At 49.1% G+C, this 17,017-nt stretch carries 14 protein-coding genes; 4 read left to right on the plus strand and 10 right to left on the minus strand.

The features are described from left to right. Positions 1-49: 49 nt before the first annotated feature. The gene (locus L6442_RS20150; RefSeq protein WP_212976823.1) at positions 50-1,036 is read right to left on the minus strand and encodes a radical SAM/SPASM domain-containing protein; all 987 of its coding nucleotides are present in this window, start codon (positions 1,034-1,036) and stop codon (positions 50-52) included. A 275-nt stretch (positions 1,037-1,311) separates the two neighbouring features. Here L6442_RS20150 and L6442_RS20155 point away from each other — a divergent pair, with 275 nt between their 5' ends. Continuing rightward, positions 1,312-2,142 (plus strand): protein-glutamine gamma-glutamyltransferase, encoded by an 831-nt coding sequence (locus tag L6442_RS20155; RefSeq protein WP_237100010.1) that lies wholly within the window; start codon positions 1,312-1,314, stop codon positions 2,140-2,142. 330 nt (positions 2,143-2,472) lie between these two features. Continuing rightward, the gene (locus L6442_RS20160; protein WP_194231180.1) at positions 2,473-3,723 is read left to right on the plus strand and encodes a methyl-accepting chemotaxis protein; all 1,251 of its coding nucleotides are present in this window, start codon (positions 2,473-2,475) and stop codon (positions 3,721-3,723) included. Positions 3,724-3,875: 152 nt separating this feature from the next. Here L6442_RS20160 and L6442_RS20165 read toward each other — a convergent pair whose 3' ends face one another. Then, complete coding sequence (locus L6442_RS20165; protein WP_212976824.1) at positions 3,876-5,660, minus strand: SgrR family transcriptional regulator; 1,785 nt, start codon at positions 5,658-5,660, stop codon at positions 3,876-3,878. Positions 5,661-5,839: 179 nt separating this feature from the next. On the opposite strand from L6442_RS20165, the gene L6442_RS20170 reads away from it, so the two are divergent. After that, entirely contained in the window at positions 5,840-6,037 is a 198-nt protein-coding gene (locus L6442_RS20170; protein ID WP_212976825.1) for a hypothetical protein, read from the plus strand. A 126-nt stretch (positions 6,038-6,163) separates the two neighbouring features. Here L6442_RS20170 and L6442_RS20175 read toward each other — a convergent pair whose 3' ends face one another. The 6 genes from L6442_RS20175 to L6442_RS20200 form a co-directional block, all read right to left on the minus strand. Next, positions 6,164-6,850: a hypothetical protein gene (locus tag L6442_RS20175; RefSeq protein WP_212976826.1), complete on the minus strand. Its 687-nt coding sequence runs from the start codon at positions 6,848-6,850 to the stop codon at positions 6,164-6,166. Between the two features lie 100 nt (positions 6,851-6,950). Then, positions 6,951-8,453, minus strand: coding sequence for a HAMP domain-containing sensor histidine kinase (locus tag L6442_RS20180; RefSeq protein ID WP_212976827.1), 1,503 nt, complete (start codon positions 8,451-8,453; stop codon positions 6,951-6,953). After that, a complete protein-coding gene (locus L6442_RS20185; RefSeq protein ID WP_212976828.1) occupies positions 8,432-9,127 on the minus strand; it encodes a response regulator transcription factor in 696 nt (231 codons plus the stop codon). The genes L6442_RS20180 and L6442_RS20185 overlap by 22 nt, the downstream gene beginning before the upstream one ends. A gap of 24 nt (positions 9,128-9,151) precedes the next feature. Continuing rightward, the gene (locus L6442_RS20190) at positions 9,152-9,922 is read right to left on the minus strand and encodes an ABC transporter permease (protein ID WP_212976829.1); all 771 of its coding nucleotides are present in this window, start codon (positions 9,920-9,922) and stop codon (positions 9,152-9,154) included. Between the two features lie 13 nt (positions 9,923-9,935). Next, positions 9,936-10,778, minus strand: a complete 843-nt coding sequence (locus tag L6442_RS20195; protein ID WP_212976830.1) for an ABC transporter permease — start codon at positions 10,776-10,778, stop codon at positions 9,936-9,938. Continuing rightward, a complete protein-coding gene (locus L6442_RS20200) occupies positions 10,775-11,503 on the minus strand; it encodes an ABC transporter ATP-binding protein (RefSeq protein WP_212976831.1) in 729 nt (242 codons plus the stop codon). The genes L6442_RS20195 and L6442_RS20200 overlap by 4 nt, the downstream gene beginning before the upstream one ends. A gap of 203 nt (positions 11,504-11,706) precedes the next feature. Between L6442_RS20200 and L6442_RS20205 the strand changes: the two genes are divergently transcribed. After that, complete coding sequence (locus L6442_RS20205; RefSeq protein WP_212976832.1) at positions 11,707-12,486, plus strand: class I SAM-dependent methyltransferase; 780 nt, start codon at positions 11,707-11,709, stop codon at positions 12,484-12,486. Between the two features lie 1,070 nt (positions 12,487-13,556). Here the strand turns inward: L6442_RS20205 and L6442_RS20210 are convergent. Continuing rightward, complete coding sequence (locus L6442_RS20210) at positions 13,557-14,099, minus strand: acyl-CoA-like ligand-binding transcription factor (protein ID WP_194233625.1); 543 nt, start codon at positions 14,097-14,099, stop codon at positions 13,557-13,559. A 111-nt stretch (positions 14,100-14,210) separates the two neighbouring features. Then, on the minus strand, positions 14,211-16,571 hold the full coding sequence (locus L6442_RS20215) for a PEP/pyruvate-binding domain-containing protein (RefSeq protein WP_212976833.1): 2,361 nt from the start codon (positions 16,569-16,571) through the stop codon (positions 14,211-14,213). Positions 16,572-17,017 lie beyond the last annotated feature (446 nt).

Raw genomic sequence — 17,017 nt, forward strand, 5'->3', positions numbered from 1 at the left:
ATAGGAATGCTGCCCTCTTTAGGTAAATGAAAGAGCTGACGAATTATAATTAGATATGTGTCAAATCGGTAATCGGATCAAGTTCTTGTCCATTGCGGTAATCGGTACAAGTTCTTGTCCTCGGCTCGGAAGAGGATTCCTCGGCAAATCCGTTCGCCTTATAGTTGAACCGTTTCCGGTACCCGCATTTCCGGCAAAGCTCTTCCACCGCCTCACGGCGCGAAAAGCCTTCAACGATATTCACGGCCCGTTCGCTTTCAATGATTTCCTTAAACGGCTGCCGATGAATATTGCCCAAATTAATGACGCCTTCCCCGTCCAGGCAGCACGGGATGACAGTACCATCCGCCAGCACCCCGGCCTGGCTGCGCATACCATGGCAGAAACCCGGACTAAAGTCCTCTTCCGCATTCAAGTCGGGCCATTCGAATTCATGGTCCATATTGATGTATATCCGGTCCGCAATTTTAATGCCTTTTCCGGGCTCGACCTTTTCTTCGATTTTATAATCCAGACCAAATTCCTTCTCGATATAGGCCAACATTTCGCGGTTGCGGCTCTGCTCCAGGTTCGTCGCATTATCCATGTCGAGATTCCACAGCCGGAGCGATACAATCAGATTCGACTGCTGGACCGCTTCCTTGACGAAGTTCAATACCTTGGCGATATATTCATCCTTGTTCTTGGAGCTGATATGCCCGTCAAAGCTGTGCAGTGAGAAATTCATCTGCCGCAGCGCAGGTTTGTTCATCAGTTTGTGTCCCGCTTTATGCAGAAGCGTTCCGTTGGACGTTATGTTTACTTTAAATCCCTTCTCATGGGCGATATCCAGAAGCTGATCGATATGGGGGTGAAGCAGCGGTTCCCCTTTGACATGAAAATAAATGTACTCCGCATACGGCTTGATTTCATCCAGCGTATGGGTAAATTGTTCAATTGTAATATAATGGGTCGCCCTGTGAGTCGGTGGACAAAAGGTACAGGCCAGATTGCAGCGGCTCGTCAGCTCGACATAAAATTTCTTGAATTTCTTCATAAGCGAATACTCCAGTCTGTTCCTATTTAATCTGTAGCGTCTCACAAAATATTATATTAGAACCCCGCCTCTGGCAACCATAACCGGATCTCTGGCGCTCTTGGCCTGCGAAAAATAACCGAATGTGACATTTCTTGGATTGTTCGATACATATGATCTACTTAGGCGCGATAAAAAACACGAACAGTGCACGTCATTACGCTTCTTTCGGCAAATCGAATGCTCTATTATTTTTTTGATCGCGCTTAGGCTCAAAAAAGGAGCGTGAGGCGAAAGTGATACTAATCGGCGGTCAGGAAGCCGTGGTGGAGACGAGAACGTGGCCTGCTTTATGGCAAAAGGTTTTTATCTCCAAGAAAAGCAGTCCCACCGAATATCGGTATGTTTCTTTGACTCATTTGCAGTTTGAGCTGAAGTTAAGAACGGCGATCGTGGAGGCTGCCAAAGCGCTTCGGCGAAGCGGCGTTCAGTTCGAGGACTTCGAGCATTCCCATTGCAATCCGCAATTTTGGAATTTGAACAGGCAAGGCGGCTTTGAATTAAGGGAAAATATCACCCCCGCCGATGGAATACGGGATATCTTCGTTAATGGTCCCATGTACGGATTCGAATGCGCTACGGCGATCGTGATCGTTCTTTATAAAGGCGTGCTCGAGTGCATCAACGAACAGGATTTCAACAGGCTGTTTGCAGGTTTGCTCCTGTATGACTGGCATTATGACAGCGATCTGCGTCTGATCGAAAAACAAGGCGCATCCCAGGCCTTCCCGGGCGACGTTCTCTATTTTAAAAATCCGGAAGTTAATCCTGCGCAGATAGAGTGGCAGGGGGAAAATACGATCAAAATCGAAGAGGATCTGTATTACGGACATGGCATCGGGATCGTGTCTGCCCGCGGCATCATCGACAATCTGAACAGGCATCGCGTGCCGGGAAGCACGGTGTCCGCCTATCTGACCGACCAAGTGATCTATCCGGATTTCCTTTATTTATCCCGGTTTGAAGCCGGCAATGCCGGAGTGCACCCGGATACGGCCCAGGAAGACTTTATGCATGAGAGCGGTATGGTTTTCCGGATCGGACGGCGACGTTATCTGCTCGCTTGATGGTTTCAGTCGGCAAAATAACCCCGCAAAGAGTATCGGAAAGAAGTCCGACGCCTCTCGCAGAGGGGCGCTTTTGCGAAGCAAAAGTACGGAGTGACGCGTAACCTTTGAAGCCTATTCCGATTACTTTGCGGGGACCCCGGAGGTTTATACTTTCTGATATATCGAGCTAGCTGGCGCATGTTGCGGCAGCTTTTTTCCTGTCTTTTACTCTAAAACATCGAATTATGTCAAAAGAATCATCATTTTGTAAACGTTTTATAGACCATTGAATCGGGTCGGTGCTATAATATGGTATAATTAGTACAAATTAAGGAGGCCTATTTTCCTATGTCGTGGTTGAAAAATCTTCCGTTGTCTCAAAGGATCATTGCCGGGTGCTATTTGGTCGCGGCGCTTTTCGCCCTGCCGGCACTGGTCATCTTCATCCTGATCGGCAAAATCATCATCGGAATCTGTTTCGTGGTCGTACTGGCTTCGCTTACGTATCCTCTTGCACGCTATGTGGAGAGAACGCTTACTTCCTCTTTTGATAGCATAGCCAATGTGACGGCAGGCATTGCCAAGGGCGACTTCACCAATCGCGTGGATGAATCCGGGTCGATGGGAGATGTCAGCCGTTCGTTCAACAGCATGATCGACAAGCTCAAGAAGATTTTGAATGACGTATCGAGCATAACGCGCAAGGTTATAGAATCCAGTCGCGGCATTGCCGATAAAAATTCGGAGCTGAAAATGGTGATGACATCCGTTGCGGCGGCTTCGAATGAGCTGGCGATCGGCGCAGGCGAAATCTCGGCAGACGTGGCGGGCATGACCGAGTCCATTCAGGACATTGAATTGAAGGTCGGAAATTATGCCCATTCCACCAAGGAAATGAAGAAACAGTCGGATCTGACGCTCAGCTTCGTCGAAAAAGGACGCCAATCGGTAGAAAAACAAGCTGATGGCATGCGCAAAAACGTGGAAGCAACCGAAAATGTCGCCAGAACCATCGACGCGCTTTCCAAAAATGCCTACGGCATCAATAAAATCACCAAAACAATCTCCGAACTGGCGGAGCAAACTAACCTGCTTTCTCTCAACGCTTCCATCGAAGCCGCAAGAGCCGGAGAGCATGGCCTGGGTTTTGCCGTCGTAGCGCAAGAAGTGCGTAAACTTGCCGAGGAATCCACGGCTTCGACCAAGGAAGTATTCGGGCTTGTCAAAAGCATTGAGCAAGGTATCAATCAGGCTATAGAAAATATCCAGGTCAATGAAGAAGTCGTACGTCTGCAAAATGAAATGATCCGCGAAGCCGAGCAGATTTTCACGAATATCGTGGAGAGCGTTCAATACATAGACGAGCAGATCAACGCGTTCTCAAGAGAAAGCGATGTGATGCTCGAAAGCGCGCAAAAAATTTCCGGCGCGATTCAGAATATTTCGGCCATTACCGAGCAGTCCTCTGCCGGAACCGAGCAAATGTCCGCTTCGATGAATGAACAGATGAAATCCATTGAAGCTGTCGTCGAGGAAACCGAAGCGATGAGACAAGCCGTATTCCAGCTGCAGAAAACTATTCAAATTTTCAAATTTTAAAAGTTTTCATGGGCCTTATCGCGTTCGGCCATAAAAAACAAAGCAAACAAAACATCCCTGACGGATTCAATCCGTACAGGGATGTTTTGGGTTTGGGGCAATTGCGTAATTTGCATTCCTAAACAAAAAACCGCCTGTTTAGACGGTTTTAGTCAATCATGTTTTTCCAGCCATACATCTTTAAAATCGATCCAACCCAGCGCATTCAAGCTGATTCCGCGGACAAACGGATGCAAAAATGCGTTCAGCCGGCGGTGATGCAGAAAAATCAATGACGCCTCGTCGCGAAGATACTGCTCGATCTCACGTAAAACCATACGCCTTGCTTTTACGCTCTCCGCGCTTATCGCATCGTCGATCCGGGACTTAATCCAGCTAAGCCGCCCCTCGTCCAGATACCGATGCAAATAGCTGCTCCGGTTCAAATATGTTTCGATTTCGCAAACCTCATCTTCGGCAAACACGATGCTTGAGATTGAAAAATCAGCATCTTTCCAGGCGGTATAGTGCTGCATTTCCGTCCGGATTCCCCAAACCGCCAAACGCTTTTGAATCCACTTGGCATCTTCCAAATATTTATCATACACCGCCAAACGAATGACCGCGCCGTCATATCCGGCCTCCTTAAGCGCAGCCTTGACGCGTTCGGGCCGGACCGGATTAATGACGCGGCTTTGGCTCTCGTCGGGCCGAAACCCAAACGCGGGAAGGATACGGGGCCCTCCAAGCTCCGCAATCAGCTCCCTCGGGTGAATGATCATGCGTACGGCTCTACGGAAAGCTTCAGACTGCTGCGGCCCTTCCCGCCGTAAATTCCAGGATAGAATCGTACAAGCTTGCCTTAATTTTTCCTCGTTCTCATTGAGATGAGCCGCAGATTTCTGCGCATCCTGCCTGAAACTGCTCCAAGTATGCAGTACCGCCGGATAACCGATCGATTCCGGGGCGCAATCCTCCGGCATGATGACAATATCCACTTCGTCCAAATAAGGACGGCCTTGATAATAATCCGGATGCGCGGCAAGCTTGATGCGGTGTTTCGTATAAGATACGACCCGAAACGGACCGGTGCCGACCGGCAAATTCCAGAAGCCCTCTTCGCCCCTGCCTGCCAAGCCGGACGGAAGAATGGATGCTGCGACTGAACACATGAAACGGTCGAAGATTCGGTTGGCCTTGCGAAGGCGAATCCGCACGACACGCGGTCCAAGCGCTTCGATCGTTTCGGCTTCCCGAAGCAGCCATTGATTTTCCGTGTCTCCGCGCAGACGTTCGAAAGAAAACACAACATCGTTTGAGGTCAGTTCCTGGCCATGATGAAACCGGATCCCTTTACGCAAATAAAAAGTCCATTCCGTGGCGTCCGCGTTGGATTTCCAGTGATGGGCAACCCCGGGAACAATCCGGCCAAGCTGCTCATCAAAGGATAATAGGCGGTCAAAAATTTGCCGCTGCAGATGCGAGTCGAACGCAAAGTCCGCCGCAGCGGGATCCAGTGTGTGCGGAGCCTGAAGCACGGGGAAAATGAGCGTATCGCTGGCAGGCGTACCCTCCACTCCCGCTTCTTTTTTGTAACCGAAGTAGCCGTTCAGCCAGTCCAGGAATTTTTCCTTAGCCAGCGTTCCGCTGCCATACGTACTGAGCATTTCAAAGGCTTGCTTATAATCGCCGTTTTCGGCAAGCATGATGGACAGATGCAGGAGAAAATCCTCCCGCTCCGCCAAAAACGTGATCCGCGAATAATTTCCCCTTCCCCGGCCGGGGGTCCAGCCGATCAATTGCTCCTCAACCAGCTTGCGCAGAATGAGCTTCGCATTCCGCACGGTGCAAAACAATGCGGAAGCCAGCTCCTCCAAGGTGACTTCAATCGGCGTACAGTTCTCCTTCCCTTCCGAAAACCGGGTACACAGCGTTAAATATTGTTCTTTTAGAAGCACTGAACTCCCCCTCTTATCAACGGTTTTGGGCATAAAAGAGGAAAACCATTTTCGAAAGTATACACTTTTTTGCCCCTTTTGAATAGCAGATAATGAAAGCGAGGATGATGCAAAATCCTAAAGAGATAAAACGGAATTCACATCCTCCCCGATTAAAAAAAGGAAGTGGAGGAAACATCATGTTGGATGTATACACGTTTCAAAAGCTGCTCGAATATGATCAGGCGGACCGTAATAATCATCAAAAACGTCGGATCGAACAGGAAAAAAATATCATTTCTCAGCTCGACAAAGAAAAGAACAGCCAGGTAAAATGGTATTCGCTTCCGCGGGGAATATTCCGCAAAACCTATCGGCGCCAAAGATACCGAACATAGGCATCGGAGGGATGGTTGATGACAAACTGATGGCACAACACCTATCCGTACGGCGACCTTTCGATATACAAGAAAAAAGGGTATTCCTCAAGGCTTTAGACCTTATGGATACCCTAATGATTTCTTTTATTTCCCCTTTTGCGGCTGCAATGGTATTGCTCCGATCATAAGTCCGGTATCGCCCGGATCTTCCAGGTTAATCTCCGAGATCGCCCAGTAGTCGTTTCCTGTGCCGCTCACTTTTTCGATTATTAACGATGCTTTACCCGATCCGATCTTTCCGGTCGAAACGGTCAACGGATAGTCAAACGAAATTTGCACTTTATTCGGCGAGAGCGACTTGACGTCCTTTTTTGCCACATCTCCCATATGCGGGCTGGAGCCGCCGGTCACCCAGAAGTTGTCCTCAAATTCCTGCTTGGTGCTCTTCTGCAAGGAAGGCGCCATCACGGCATATTGCATCGGCCCGCTTCTTCTTTGCACTCCGCGAATCCAGGTTTCCGCCGCTTCCTCCGGCGTTTGGGCCTGCAGCCCATTTTGGAATCCGTCTACCTGATGCTTTAAATGGCTGGCTTCCGGCAGCGAAACATGAATGGCGTTGTCCTTGAAGGTCACTTCACCTTTCAGTTCCTCTACAATCGCGCGCAGGGAAACCATGGTCGTGCCGTTTTCCTCTTTCAACTTTAAATACGACTGCGCAAATTCGGCCTTGTTGATAAAAATCCGCGGAACAGCCGCCGCTGCCAAAGCCGAACCTGAAATAAGCACAAATGCGGAGCAGGCGGCAATCATTATTTTGACCTTTTTCTTCATGTTCAGTTCTCCTATCATATCATGTCACTGTTTATGTACGAACAGTTCCATTTTAGAAGATTAGCTTTCCACGAAAGTTACAACCGGGTTACGTTTTGGTTTAAATATCCTCATCTTTTGCGGCAGGCTCCTGGGGCCGGATCGTAAAGGTTATGCAGGCTCCGCCTTCTTGGCGGTTATATGCGCGGATGCTGCCTCCATGCTTTTCAACGATGATTTTGGCCGTATACAGCCCCAGACCGGATTGCCCCATCTCTCCACTGTAAAATTTCTCGAACAGATGCGGCAGGTCTTTATTGTTGAACCCCTGGCCATTGTCGCAAATTTCAAACTGGAGCATGGATGCATGCCGCTCGATCCGAATTCCGAGCCAGCCCCCCTTCACAGGCAGGTAGCGAAGACTGTTCGATATAAGGTTGTCCAAAACCTGGCTGACCCGCTGCACGTCCACCAACACGATCTCGCCAGCACCCGGCGCAAAGTCCTCAACATGAAAGGAGTGCCTTACCTGGCGAGAACCGCAAATGTAGCCGATTTCGAGTTCCTTATCTTGAAGGAATTGCTGCAGACGGATCTCTCCGGTCCTTAACGGAAAATATTCGATATCCTTTTCGGATGCCACCTGTACGTCCTGAATCAAACGGTTGACCCGCTGGATGTTGTCTTCGATGACTTTCAGATGTTTTTCAGCTTGGCTGCGCGGCATTTCGGGCGTATCCGCCAGCAGCTCCACATTCCCCTGAATCACCGTCATCGGCGTCCGAAAATCATGGGCGATGGCATCCATCATGTCCCTCCGCTCCTGTTCCAGCTTCCATTCTCTGAGCAGCGAGCTTTTGAGGGCGCTCCGCATATTTTCAAATGATTCCGTCAGCAATCCGAGTTCATTTTCCGCCTTGTAACTTACCGTAAAATCAAGGTCCTGATCGCTAATCCGCTCCGAGGCCTTAATAAGCTCATGAACCGGCCTGGCGATTCTTCGTCCGAGTCGGGCAGCAAATAAATAGGTAAACACTGCGATGTACAGAAAAGGAGACATCACCAAGAGAATGAGCACAACGATAAGCGTAATGTTAATCAAGTTAAAACCTTTATTGTTATTGTTATATTGGCTTGTAACCTCAAGCTTGTATTTCAGCAATATGGCCCCTTTTAATTCCCCGGCCTTGGAAATCACCGGATCAATCCTGACGTAACGTCCGCCTATCCCAGTAGATGGTTCTGCAGAAACCGTTCTGTTTAGTGTGTTGATCAAAGCTTCCCGACCGGATACCATTCGGTCAGCAATCGTTCCATATAGCGGCTTGCCATCCAAGCCTACGACCTGGTAGCGGATTCCTTCAGCAGGGATCATTTTTTCCAGCTCAGCGCGGTTACTCGGGTTTAATATCGCCTCATGCTGCAATCGTACATAGGAAGTGATCGCAGGGAGCTTATTTTCGTAGGTATTGGCCGGACGAAAAAAATTGTTCTGCACTAGCCACCATAAGCCAAAACCAATTGTCATGATCGAACAAAAGGCGCTTAGAAGCATGATCCAAACGAAAGTCAGGATCATCTGTCTTTTGAGGGGCTGGCGTTCTATCCGTCCGATCTTTCCCACTTGTATCCTACCCCCCATAATGTGGATATATAGCTGCCGTTTTGGTCATGGCTGCCCAGCTTGGCGCGGATTTTCTTGATATGTTCCGTTATCGTGCTTGCATCGCCGCTGGCTTCAAGCCCCCAGATCCGGTCATAGATCTGTTCTTTGGAGAATACCTGACCTGGATGCAGGGCCAGCATCTCCACAATATCGAATTCTTTGGCCGTCAACGGGACGACCGTTTGATTGACATGCACCTCACGGCCTTTCAGGTCGATCCGGAGTACGCCGTAACGAAGAAGCGAACGCTCGGCGGAGCTTTCCCGTATTCTCCGGCTGCCCCGGAGATGCGCCGCCACGCGCGCTTTCAGCTCCCGCAGGCTAAACGGCTTCGTAATATAGTCATCGCCGCCAATGGAAAGGCCTTGAATCCGGTCGGCCTCCGCCTGCCTTGCACTGACGAACAGGATCGGGCAATCCACCTCATCCCGGATCATCTGGCACAGCTCAAAGCCGTTCATCCCCGGCATCATCACATCAAGTATAATCAAATCAGGCGCAGGCGTAAGCGATTCAAGCGCTTGGGTCCCTTCCGAGGCGGTCTGCACCTCATATCCTTCCGCCGTCATAGCCTGCTCCATCAGCGATACGATGTCCACTTCATCATCAACAATCAGAATTTTTTCCCGCATGTCCAACTCTCCTGTTACAGGGTCTTACTTCACCCAGTTTCTTCGGTCCCACCACAACATTGTAACGGCAAACCCAAGAATCATACAAACAAATACCGGCAGAAGATAGCCATGCCCGCCGTATCCGGCCATCCATTTAAAAATAGCCGCCATTCCCATGAGCAGAAAACTGAATTTATTCGAAACATACAGCGAGCCGGCAGCAATCGCGATCCAGCCGAGATAGCAAATGATCGGACTCGGGAGCAAAGTGCATATAAACGCGGTCAGGCTTAGCTGCGCCAGCAGAATGAGCATAAACAGGCCGTAAGATTCCAGGCAGTACATAAAGGCGCCTGCGGGACCGTAGAGACGGTCCGGGTTCAAAAAGGCGACGGAATCGGCGCCGGGCAAGAACAAATGACCGAAGGTTTCCCCGGCAACAAAAGTTGCGCCCAGCAGGATCGCCATAAATAGGGCCAGATTGATCCATTTAGCGGCAAACAACCGTATAACCGATATAGGTCTGATCAGTACCATTCTTAGCTGGCCTGCATGATATTCGCCATTAAAGCTGTCAATCATCAAGATCGGGCCAATGATCAGCGTCAGGAAAAAGGAAACCTCCTTCAGCAGAAAAAGCGAAAAGTTTTGGGCCGTGAGCGGTACCGACGATATGTTATCAAAAGCGCCTATGCGCATCATTTTCAAAAAAAGGCAGTCCAGCATCACGATACATATAAAGATCAGCAGACTGACGAAGCTTTTCTTGCGTTTCCACATGCGCTGCCAGTCGCTTTGCATTAGCTGAAGCATATGATTTTCCTCCTTATATCCAGCGGTCCGATTTGGTGAAAATCAAATGAGCCGCTGCTGTAAATACGACCATGTACAAGGCCAGAATACATGCCATCCAGCCTCCCGGATGCATTGCCTTGATCACATCCGTACTCGACATCATGACGGCAATGCCGCTAAACTGGATTTCCGTAAGCGACAGGTATCTGAGCATGGCTGGCAGCTCCAGGCCAAGCACGCGGTTCGCCATATCAAAAATCAAGGGATAGCCGAGCGAGCAAAGCAGAAAACCCATGCCCAAACCGATAGCCGCAGTCGAAGAACGAGCTGCCGCGCCGATTCCGATAAACACCGACGCCATACCGACAATGGTGGCATACGCCATGCCATAATAACGCAGCGTATACAGAACCATCTCCCCGCTTGCGACGCTGTGATCATAATAAAACAAAATCTGCCGCGACGAACTCTGAAAGAATATATAACCGCAGGCGAGGGACGCAAGCAGATAGACCAGGAAAAAAAGCGCCATCATCAGCGCGAACGCCAGCCATTTCGCCCAAAACAGCTGCCCGCTGCTGTACGCCCGAAGCATGATCAGCCGAAGCTGCCCCGAGCGGTATTCCTCCGTAAAGGACATGGTCAGAAGCACCAGGGCCACCACGTTGAACACGACGATCAATTGCTCGATCATGGCCATGACCGGGAAGTTCTCCGCCGTCGTATATTCCGGGCTTCCCGAAGGAACCGTTAAATTATGTCCCGTATAATATTTGGCTGTCGCCAAGATAATCAGCGGGATTGAGATCAGGGACAACCAAGCGATTTTCCGTTTCCATAACCGTTCCCATTCACTATGCAGCAATGCCATCATGAGGTCATCATCTCCACGAAATGATCTTCCAGGCTGCTGCTTCCTGCAATTTGCCGCCACTGCTCCTGGGTTCCCTGCCATACAAGCCGCCCTTCCTTGATGATGACGAAACGGGTGCATATCCGCTGCAGCTCGTCAAGCAAATGGCTCGATACGAAAAAAGTAATTCCGTGCTTTTCATTCAGTTCAAGGATGAGATTCCGCAGTTCACGGATGCCCATCGGGTCAAGCCCGTTGGCCGGTTCATCCAGAATAATGAGTGTGGGATTGCCAAGAAGCGCCTGGGCGATCCCTAAACGCTGCTTCATGCCAAGCGAATACGTTTTAACCTTATCTTCGCCACGCCCCTGCAGACCTACAATGCCCAGCACCTCGTCCACCCGGGATGCATGTTTATCTTTAGGGATACCCGCATGCAGCTTTACCAGATTCATGAGATTGTCTCTGCCTGACATATAAGGAAAAAAGATCGGGGACTCCACGATCGCCCCTACCTGCCCCAAAGCTTTCATGCGGTCCCGCTGCACGTCGAACCCCTCAATCCGTATGCTTCCCGCATTAGGTTTGATCAGCCCCGTAATCATGCGGATCAGCGTCGTTTTTCCCGCTCCATTCGGTCCGATAAAACCGCAAACCTCCCCTTGCATAATATCAAAGGACATGTCACCCACCAGGGTGCGCCGTCCGGCTTTTTTGGTTATATCCTCGATTTCCAGTACCTTCATTTCGATCCCCTCCTGCGATTTATCTTAGGGGACAATTCTAAAGAATTTATAATGTCCGAAAAAAAGGCTCCATGCTGAAATTAGTTCTATATAAGTTGAGCCAAAAAAATATAGTCAATTCCGCTTTTATATTTTATAATAATAAAAATCCCATTTAATAAAACTATGTTTCGCTAGATAAAACTAAAGGGGGACTCATCATCATGCCTATGAATTTTCACGATCCCAAAAATCAGGTTAGTTATGCGACGCGGACAGCGGACGAATCCTGGCTGCAGCTCATATCAGAGCATTTGAAAGTAAAAGGGAAATTTGCTGCGGATATCGGATGCGGCGGTGGAATTTATACTGAGGCGCTGCTGACGCTTGGGGCAAAGCATGTCACTAGCGTGGACTTTTCGGCTGAAATGCTGAAAGGAGCGGCAAACCATCTTGGTGCCACGGACCGCGTAACTTTCGTTCAGGGGGATGCCTGCCGGCTGCCCCTGCCTGCGGAACATGCGGATATCGTGCTCGAAAGGGCGCTGATCCATCATCTGAACGATTTGCGCCCATGTTTTGCCGAAGCTTACCGGATTTTGAAGCCTGGCGGGACGCTGATCGTCCAAGACCGGACCCCGGAAGACAGCTTAAAGCCCGGATCAAACACCAATGTGCGCGGCTTCTTTTTCGAAAAATTCCCCCGTCTGGCCGAAACCGAAACTTCTCGGAGGCATCCCGCGGAGAGTGTAACTGCGGCGCTTCGGGACAGCGGGTTCCGGCAAATCAAAGAACTGAAGCTTTGGGAAACGCGGGCCATCTTTGCCACTCCGGAAGCGCTGTATGCGGATTTGCGGCACCGCACAGGCCGTTCGATTTTGCATGAACTCTCGGATGCGGAACTGGAAGAACTTATCGCGTATATCGCAGGAAAAATGGGTAGCGTCGGCTCCGGGCCTATTATTGAAAAAGATCCTTGGACCATATGGCTGGCCCAGGCGTAATGCGTTCAAAACGCAAATGGGGCTGGCCCAAAAGCAAGGTTCAATTGGTCTTGAAAGCAGCCGACCTCATAGGCTGCGAACTCCAATTAATTGCAAAAGTGCAGTTTTGGGAGCTCGAATTGCAAAAAAATATCAAGTGGTTGCGATAGTGCATTTATTTTCTCGTTCGAGGGATAAACGTAAGTATAACAACGTAAAAAGATGCACTTTTGCAGGCTTTCTCCTGAAATTGGGCTAATGCGATTGAAAAACCTGCACTTTGAATCCATTTCATAATGAATAATATTACGGGTATTTGAACAGTGACATTATGAAATGGATTTAGCAAAATCCTACATACAAAAATGACTGGCTGTGTTCTATCTGAAAAGTTGCAAAAGTGCATCTATATTAACGTTCCAGGAAATTATGGCTAGAAAGCTTGCAAAAGTGCATCTTTTCCCCAGCTTTTAGGAGTACACAGACGATTCATGGTCAAAAGGATGTACTTTCGCAACAATTTTCCATTTCACGCTATAAAATGCCTGAAAAGGATGCACTTTCGCAACATTTTTCCTGATCACTTGATCAACTGTCTGAAAAAAGCTTGCATCCTGAATCCATTTCATTATGGATTTATATCGAGTACTTGAACCTGGATATCGAATCATCTAATACTTATCGATCTATATCCAATCCATTTCATCATGGATGTATGTCGAATGCTTGAACCTATTGGATCAACCAGCGGTTGGCATGATGAAATGGATTTTATCTAACATGATTTCAAACAACAATTGGCATGATGGATTACTTTTGCAACAATCTCGAAATTGCCCCATACATCGCAGCACATCCTCAAAGTACATCGCAACTGACGAATAAAAATCAAACGAGTCTGCCCCTGAAGGTAACGACAGACGAACCAGTCCCAAATTTAGAATAAAGAAGCCTTCAAAACCACCGCAACAGCGGGTTTGAAGGCTTCTTTATTCCGTTTGAAATCATGCCTAAGGCGGGGGGCTTAAAAAGCATTAAACGACTTTTAGGACAGCCCCATTCTTGGGGAGGTTTACCTGCAAATCAAAATGCTAAACCGGCAGACCTTGTTCAAGCCTGGTCAGAGCCTCATCCAGCAGCTTGGCAAAATCCGCATCCGGATGTTCCGCGTATTGCAATGTAACGGAAATGTTGACCCCTACAACAGCTCCGGCCAAAGTGCGTATCGCAAAATCATCGGACTGGCCGCCGATACGCTTCGCAACCATATCGGCGATCAACTCCATCATCCGGGTATTGGCGTTCATCATGGCAGCCCAGAGCTCCGGAATCGAAATGGTCAACTCATTCCGTTCACGCATGGTGGCCAGTTCATCCTCCGACAGTTTGGCTGCTTCCGAAACCATCGCGTTTTTGAGCGCCTGCAGCGGGCTTAAACCATCCGGCTGCCGCTCGAAAGCATCGTTTAGCAAGGGATCGTAATTGTCCCGGGTCAGTATATCTTCTTTGCTTGAAAAGTAGCGAAAAAATGTGCTGTAGGATATTTCCGCCGCCTCGGCAATTTGTTCCACCGTGGTCGCTTTATATCCCTGCTCACGGAACAAGCGCATGGCATGCTTTTGCACTTCCGCCATAGCTTTGGCTTTTTTTCGCTCGCGGAGACCTCCGCTTTGCTTCGTATGTGTTGAAATGACGCACACTTCCTTTCCGGTCGAATGCTAAACATCATTGCAACTTCAAGATTATCATCCCGCCGCGATTTGGACAATGCCCTGACCGCCGTCAACGATGACCAGGTCCCCGGTTTTTAATACGGAAGTTGCACTGCCGCAGCCAACGACGGCGGGAATCCCGAGTTCCCTGGCCACGATGGCGGCATGGGAAAGCGGTGCACCAATATCCGTTATGATCGCCGCTGCTTTCGGAAATATAAGCGTCCATCCGATATTCAGGGTAGATGCTACCAATATTTCTCCCGGCTGCAGCTGATATCCGTCATCCAGATTGTCAAGAATGCGGACCTTTCCTTTGACTCTGCCGGAAGATCCCGGAAAGCCCTTCAGGCAGTCGTACGGCATATCATCGGGCGGAAGCGAAGCATCATAAAAGTCCAATCTGCGCTCCGGATCCTTCGCCCAGATGAATGGCTCAAATCTCCCCCGTATAATGGTTGGAAGCGGCGGCAGCTTCTGATATTTGGCGTAATTTTCTTTGCGGGCAGGCAAATGAGCGATTCCATTCAAAGTTCCCTCCTTCAGCCATGCAAGGATTTCGTCCAAATACAGAAAAAATACATCGTCCCCCATTCCCGCAAGCTCTCCGGCTTTTAGCGCAAACACGCGGTTTACCCGGCTCGTTCTTGTCCATTCGGAACGGACCGCTTCCCGTATTTTCGGGCCTTTCAAAGCCGCTTCGATCTTTGCGGCAAGCCGTTTGGCCATGCGGGGGTATTGACGTTCAAATTGCTCCCATGCCCTCACGCTTTTTATTTTCCTGTTCTCCAGAAGTTGGCCCCCGTCCGTAAGCATCTGCTGATATTCGGACATTTGATTGTCAAGCCACGCCGGATCTTCACTTGGCTCCGGGACGGAAAGCTCAACTTCTTGCGGCCCCCGGTGCCCGTATTTTTCAATATATTGCTCGCGGCTCATCTCCCCTTTGATGACTTTGGGAATTCCAAGAAGCGGACCTAAGCTTTCAAGTTCCAAATCTTCGATGTTGGACAATATTAGACCGGCTTCCTCTTCTCCGACCCTTTTGCTTAACTTGGCGTACAGTTTTTCGAATGTTTGCATTGCCTGCGAAGGCGCTTCTAGCGCAATCCACATCCCTTTGACGTTATAAGGCCAGATCTCTGTAACCCAAAGAGCGTCTAACTCCTCCCGGCTGCCTGCCGCTTGGATCCGTTCCGTCATTTCCCTGCACCAACCGGGAGTTTCCGCGATAAAATCGTCAATCGACCGTACCGCTTCTTTGGTTCTTTGCAAACTGTAAAAAATCTTCGGCAGCAGCATCCTGAACAGGTTCCACTTTGAAAAAGGGAACAACGGAATATCCATCCCTGCTGGAATATTGCCGAACACCCTTTTCATCTTATTTTGCATCATTTGAGGCGAAAATCCAAAAGCGGCAAACATGGATAAAGAATAGCTGATATTGGAATACACTCTCCCGCAAATATTGCCCGATAAGACATAATGACCGGGCAGCAAGTTATGTTCTTCGTCCAACATGCGAAGAATGGACCAGGTTAACGGAGTCATCACGCCGGATATCGATTCGCCGACATTGGTGTTGGTCCACAAAAAGTCGCCTGTGAGAGCGTCATTGATCTCGTACGCATCCCGATTCCCCGCGCTTAAGGTCGTCATTGGCCTGGTTTGCAAAATATACACCTTTCCGTCCGCCATCGCCCATTCGATATCTTGGGGTTCTCCGAGTTCTTTTTCCAGTTTGCACGCATATTTGCGTAAACGCAGCGCATACTTTTTGAACGACTCGGGACCGGAGTACTTTCCTTTGGATCGAAGCAGCGCAAAGGTTTCGGCATTGCTTTCGCCGGATACCAGCTGCTCACCTAAACCATACACGAAATTTCCCGGCATCTCTTTCCGGCTGCCGGTGATCGGATCTGCGGTAAACAGCACGCCGGATATTTCGGAACGGACCATAACCTGAACGACAACGGCGATCGGCGTACATGCGTCCATGCCTTTGGCCGAACTGTAAACTTGCACCCGATGCGCATATTTGGATTGATGAACAGTATACACCGCCTTTAGGATATCCTCATCCGATCCGACATTCAAAACGGTCTCGAATTCCCTTGCAAAAGACGCCTCTGATGAATCCTCCCCGAGCGCCGATGATCTGACCGCAAATAACGGTTCCCGATGCGACTTTCTAAGTTGATGCAGCCGGTATTTTATATCTTCCCACGCCTGTGAGGATAATTGTTCGCCCGTAAAAGCCGAGGGCATAATCACAAACCCTTCCGGCACGGGATATCCCATGCAATAAAGAGCGGAAAGCATCGCGCCCTTTCCTCCCGCCGCGCTGCGATCGTCCGCATTCATTTCCGCAAATCCCATCACCATTTTCCCCATTGCTTAGCACCTCTCCCGCTTCATCATATCTTGATATTTGATATCATTTGATACTTTATTTCATATTTTATTTCCAGTCAATCTTTTTTTTACTCATTGGAGATTAGCGCATGTGTACATTGGAAAACGATACACAGTTTCGTTAGATTCAATTCGGCCCGATTTTTAGGGTTATAACGTTTCTCAGTTTCGTTAGACTAGCTTCGTGAAACGCATCACACGCGGTATTAGTACGGGACAATAACCCCACAAAGTGACGTGTAGCCTTTGAAGCTTATTCCGATTACTTTGCGGGGGCCCCGGAAATGAAACCCCACAAAGTGACGCCCGACCTTCGAAGCTTATTCCGATTACTTTGCGGGGGCCCCGGAAGTTTATAATGTCTGATATGTTAAAAAAGCGGATGATCCGCTTTTTTACGGTCATCCGCTTTGCATGTTCAGCAG

Source organism: Paenibacillus azoreducens (assembly GCF_021654775.1).
Taxonomy (GTDB): Bacteria; Bacillota; Bacilli; order Paenibacillales; family Paenibacillaceae; genus Paenibacillus_AQ; species Paenibacillus_AQ azoreducens.

Excerpts from the sequence above, each read along its gene's own strand:
- L6442_RS20150 (WP_212976823.1), bottom strand. The coding sequence starts at position 1,036 with ATGAAGAAATTCAAGAAATTTTATGTCGAGCTGACGAGCCGCTGCAAT.
- L6442_RS20160 (WP_194231180.1), top strand. The coding sequence starts at position 2,473 with ATGTCGTGGTTGAAAAATCTTCCGTTGTCTCAAAGGATCATTGCCGGG.
- L6442_RS20170 (WP_212976825.1), top strand. The coding sequence starts at position 5,840 with ATGTTGGATGTATACACGTTTCAAAAGCTGCTCGAATATGATCAGGCG.
- L6442_RS20175 (WP_212976826.1), bottom strand. The coding sequence starts at position 6,850 with ATGAAGAAAAAGGTCAAAATAATGATTGCCGCCTGCTCCGCATTTGTG.
- L6442_RS20185 (WP_212976828.1), bottom strand. The coding sequence starts at position 9,127 with ATGCGGGAAAAAATTCTGATTGTTGATGATGAAGTGGACATCGTATCG.
- L6442_RS20190 (WP_212976829.1), bottom strand. The coding sequence starts at position 9,922 with ATGCTTCAGCTAATGCAAAGCGACTGGCAGCGCATGTGGAAACGCAAG.
- L6442_RS20195 (WP_212976830.1), bottom strand. The coding sequence starts at position 10,778 with ATGATGGCATTGCTGCATAGTGAATGGGAACGGTTATGGAAACGGAAA.
- L6442_RS20200 (WP_212976831.1), bottom strand. The coding sequence starts at position 11,503 with ATGAAGGTACTGGAAATCGAGGATATAACCAAAAAAGCCGGACGGCGC.
- L6442_RS20205 (WP_212976832.1), top strand. The coding sequence starts at position 11,707 with ATGCCTATGAATTTTCACGATCCCAAAAATCAGGTTAGTTATGCGACG.
- L6442_RS20210 (WP_194233625.1), bottom strand. The coding sequence starts at position 14,099 with ATGGCGGAAGTGCAAAAGCATGCCATGCGCTTGTTCCGTGAGCAGGGA.
- L6442_RS20215 (WP_212976833.1), bottom strand. The coding sequence starts at position 16,571 with ATGGGGAAAATGGTGATGGGATTTGCGGAAATGAATGCGGACGATCGC.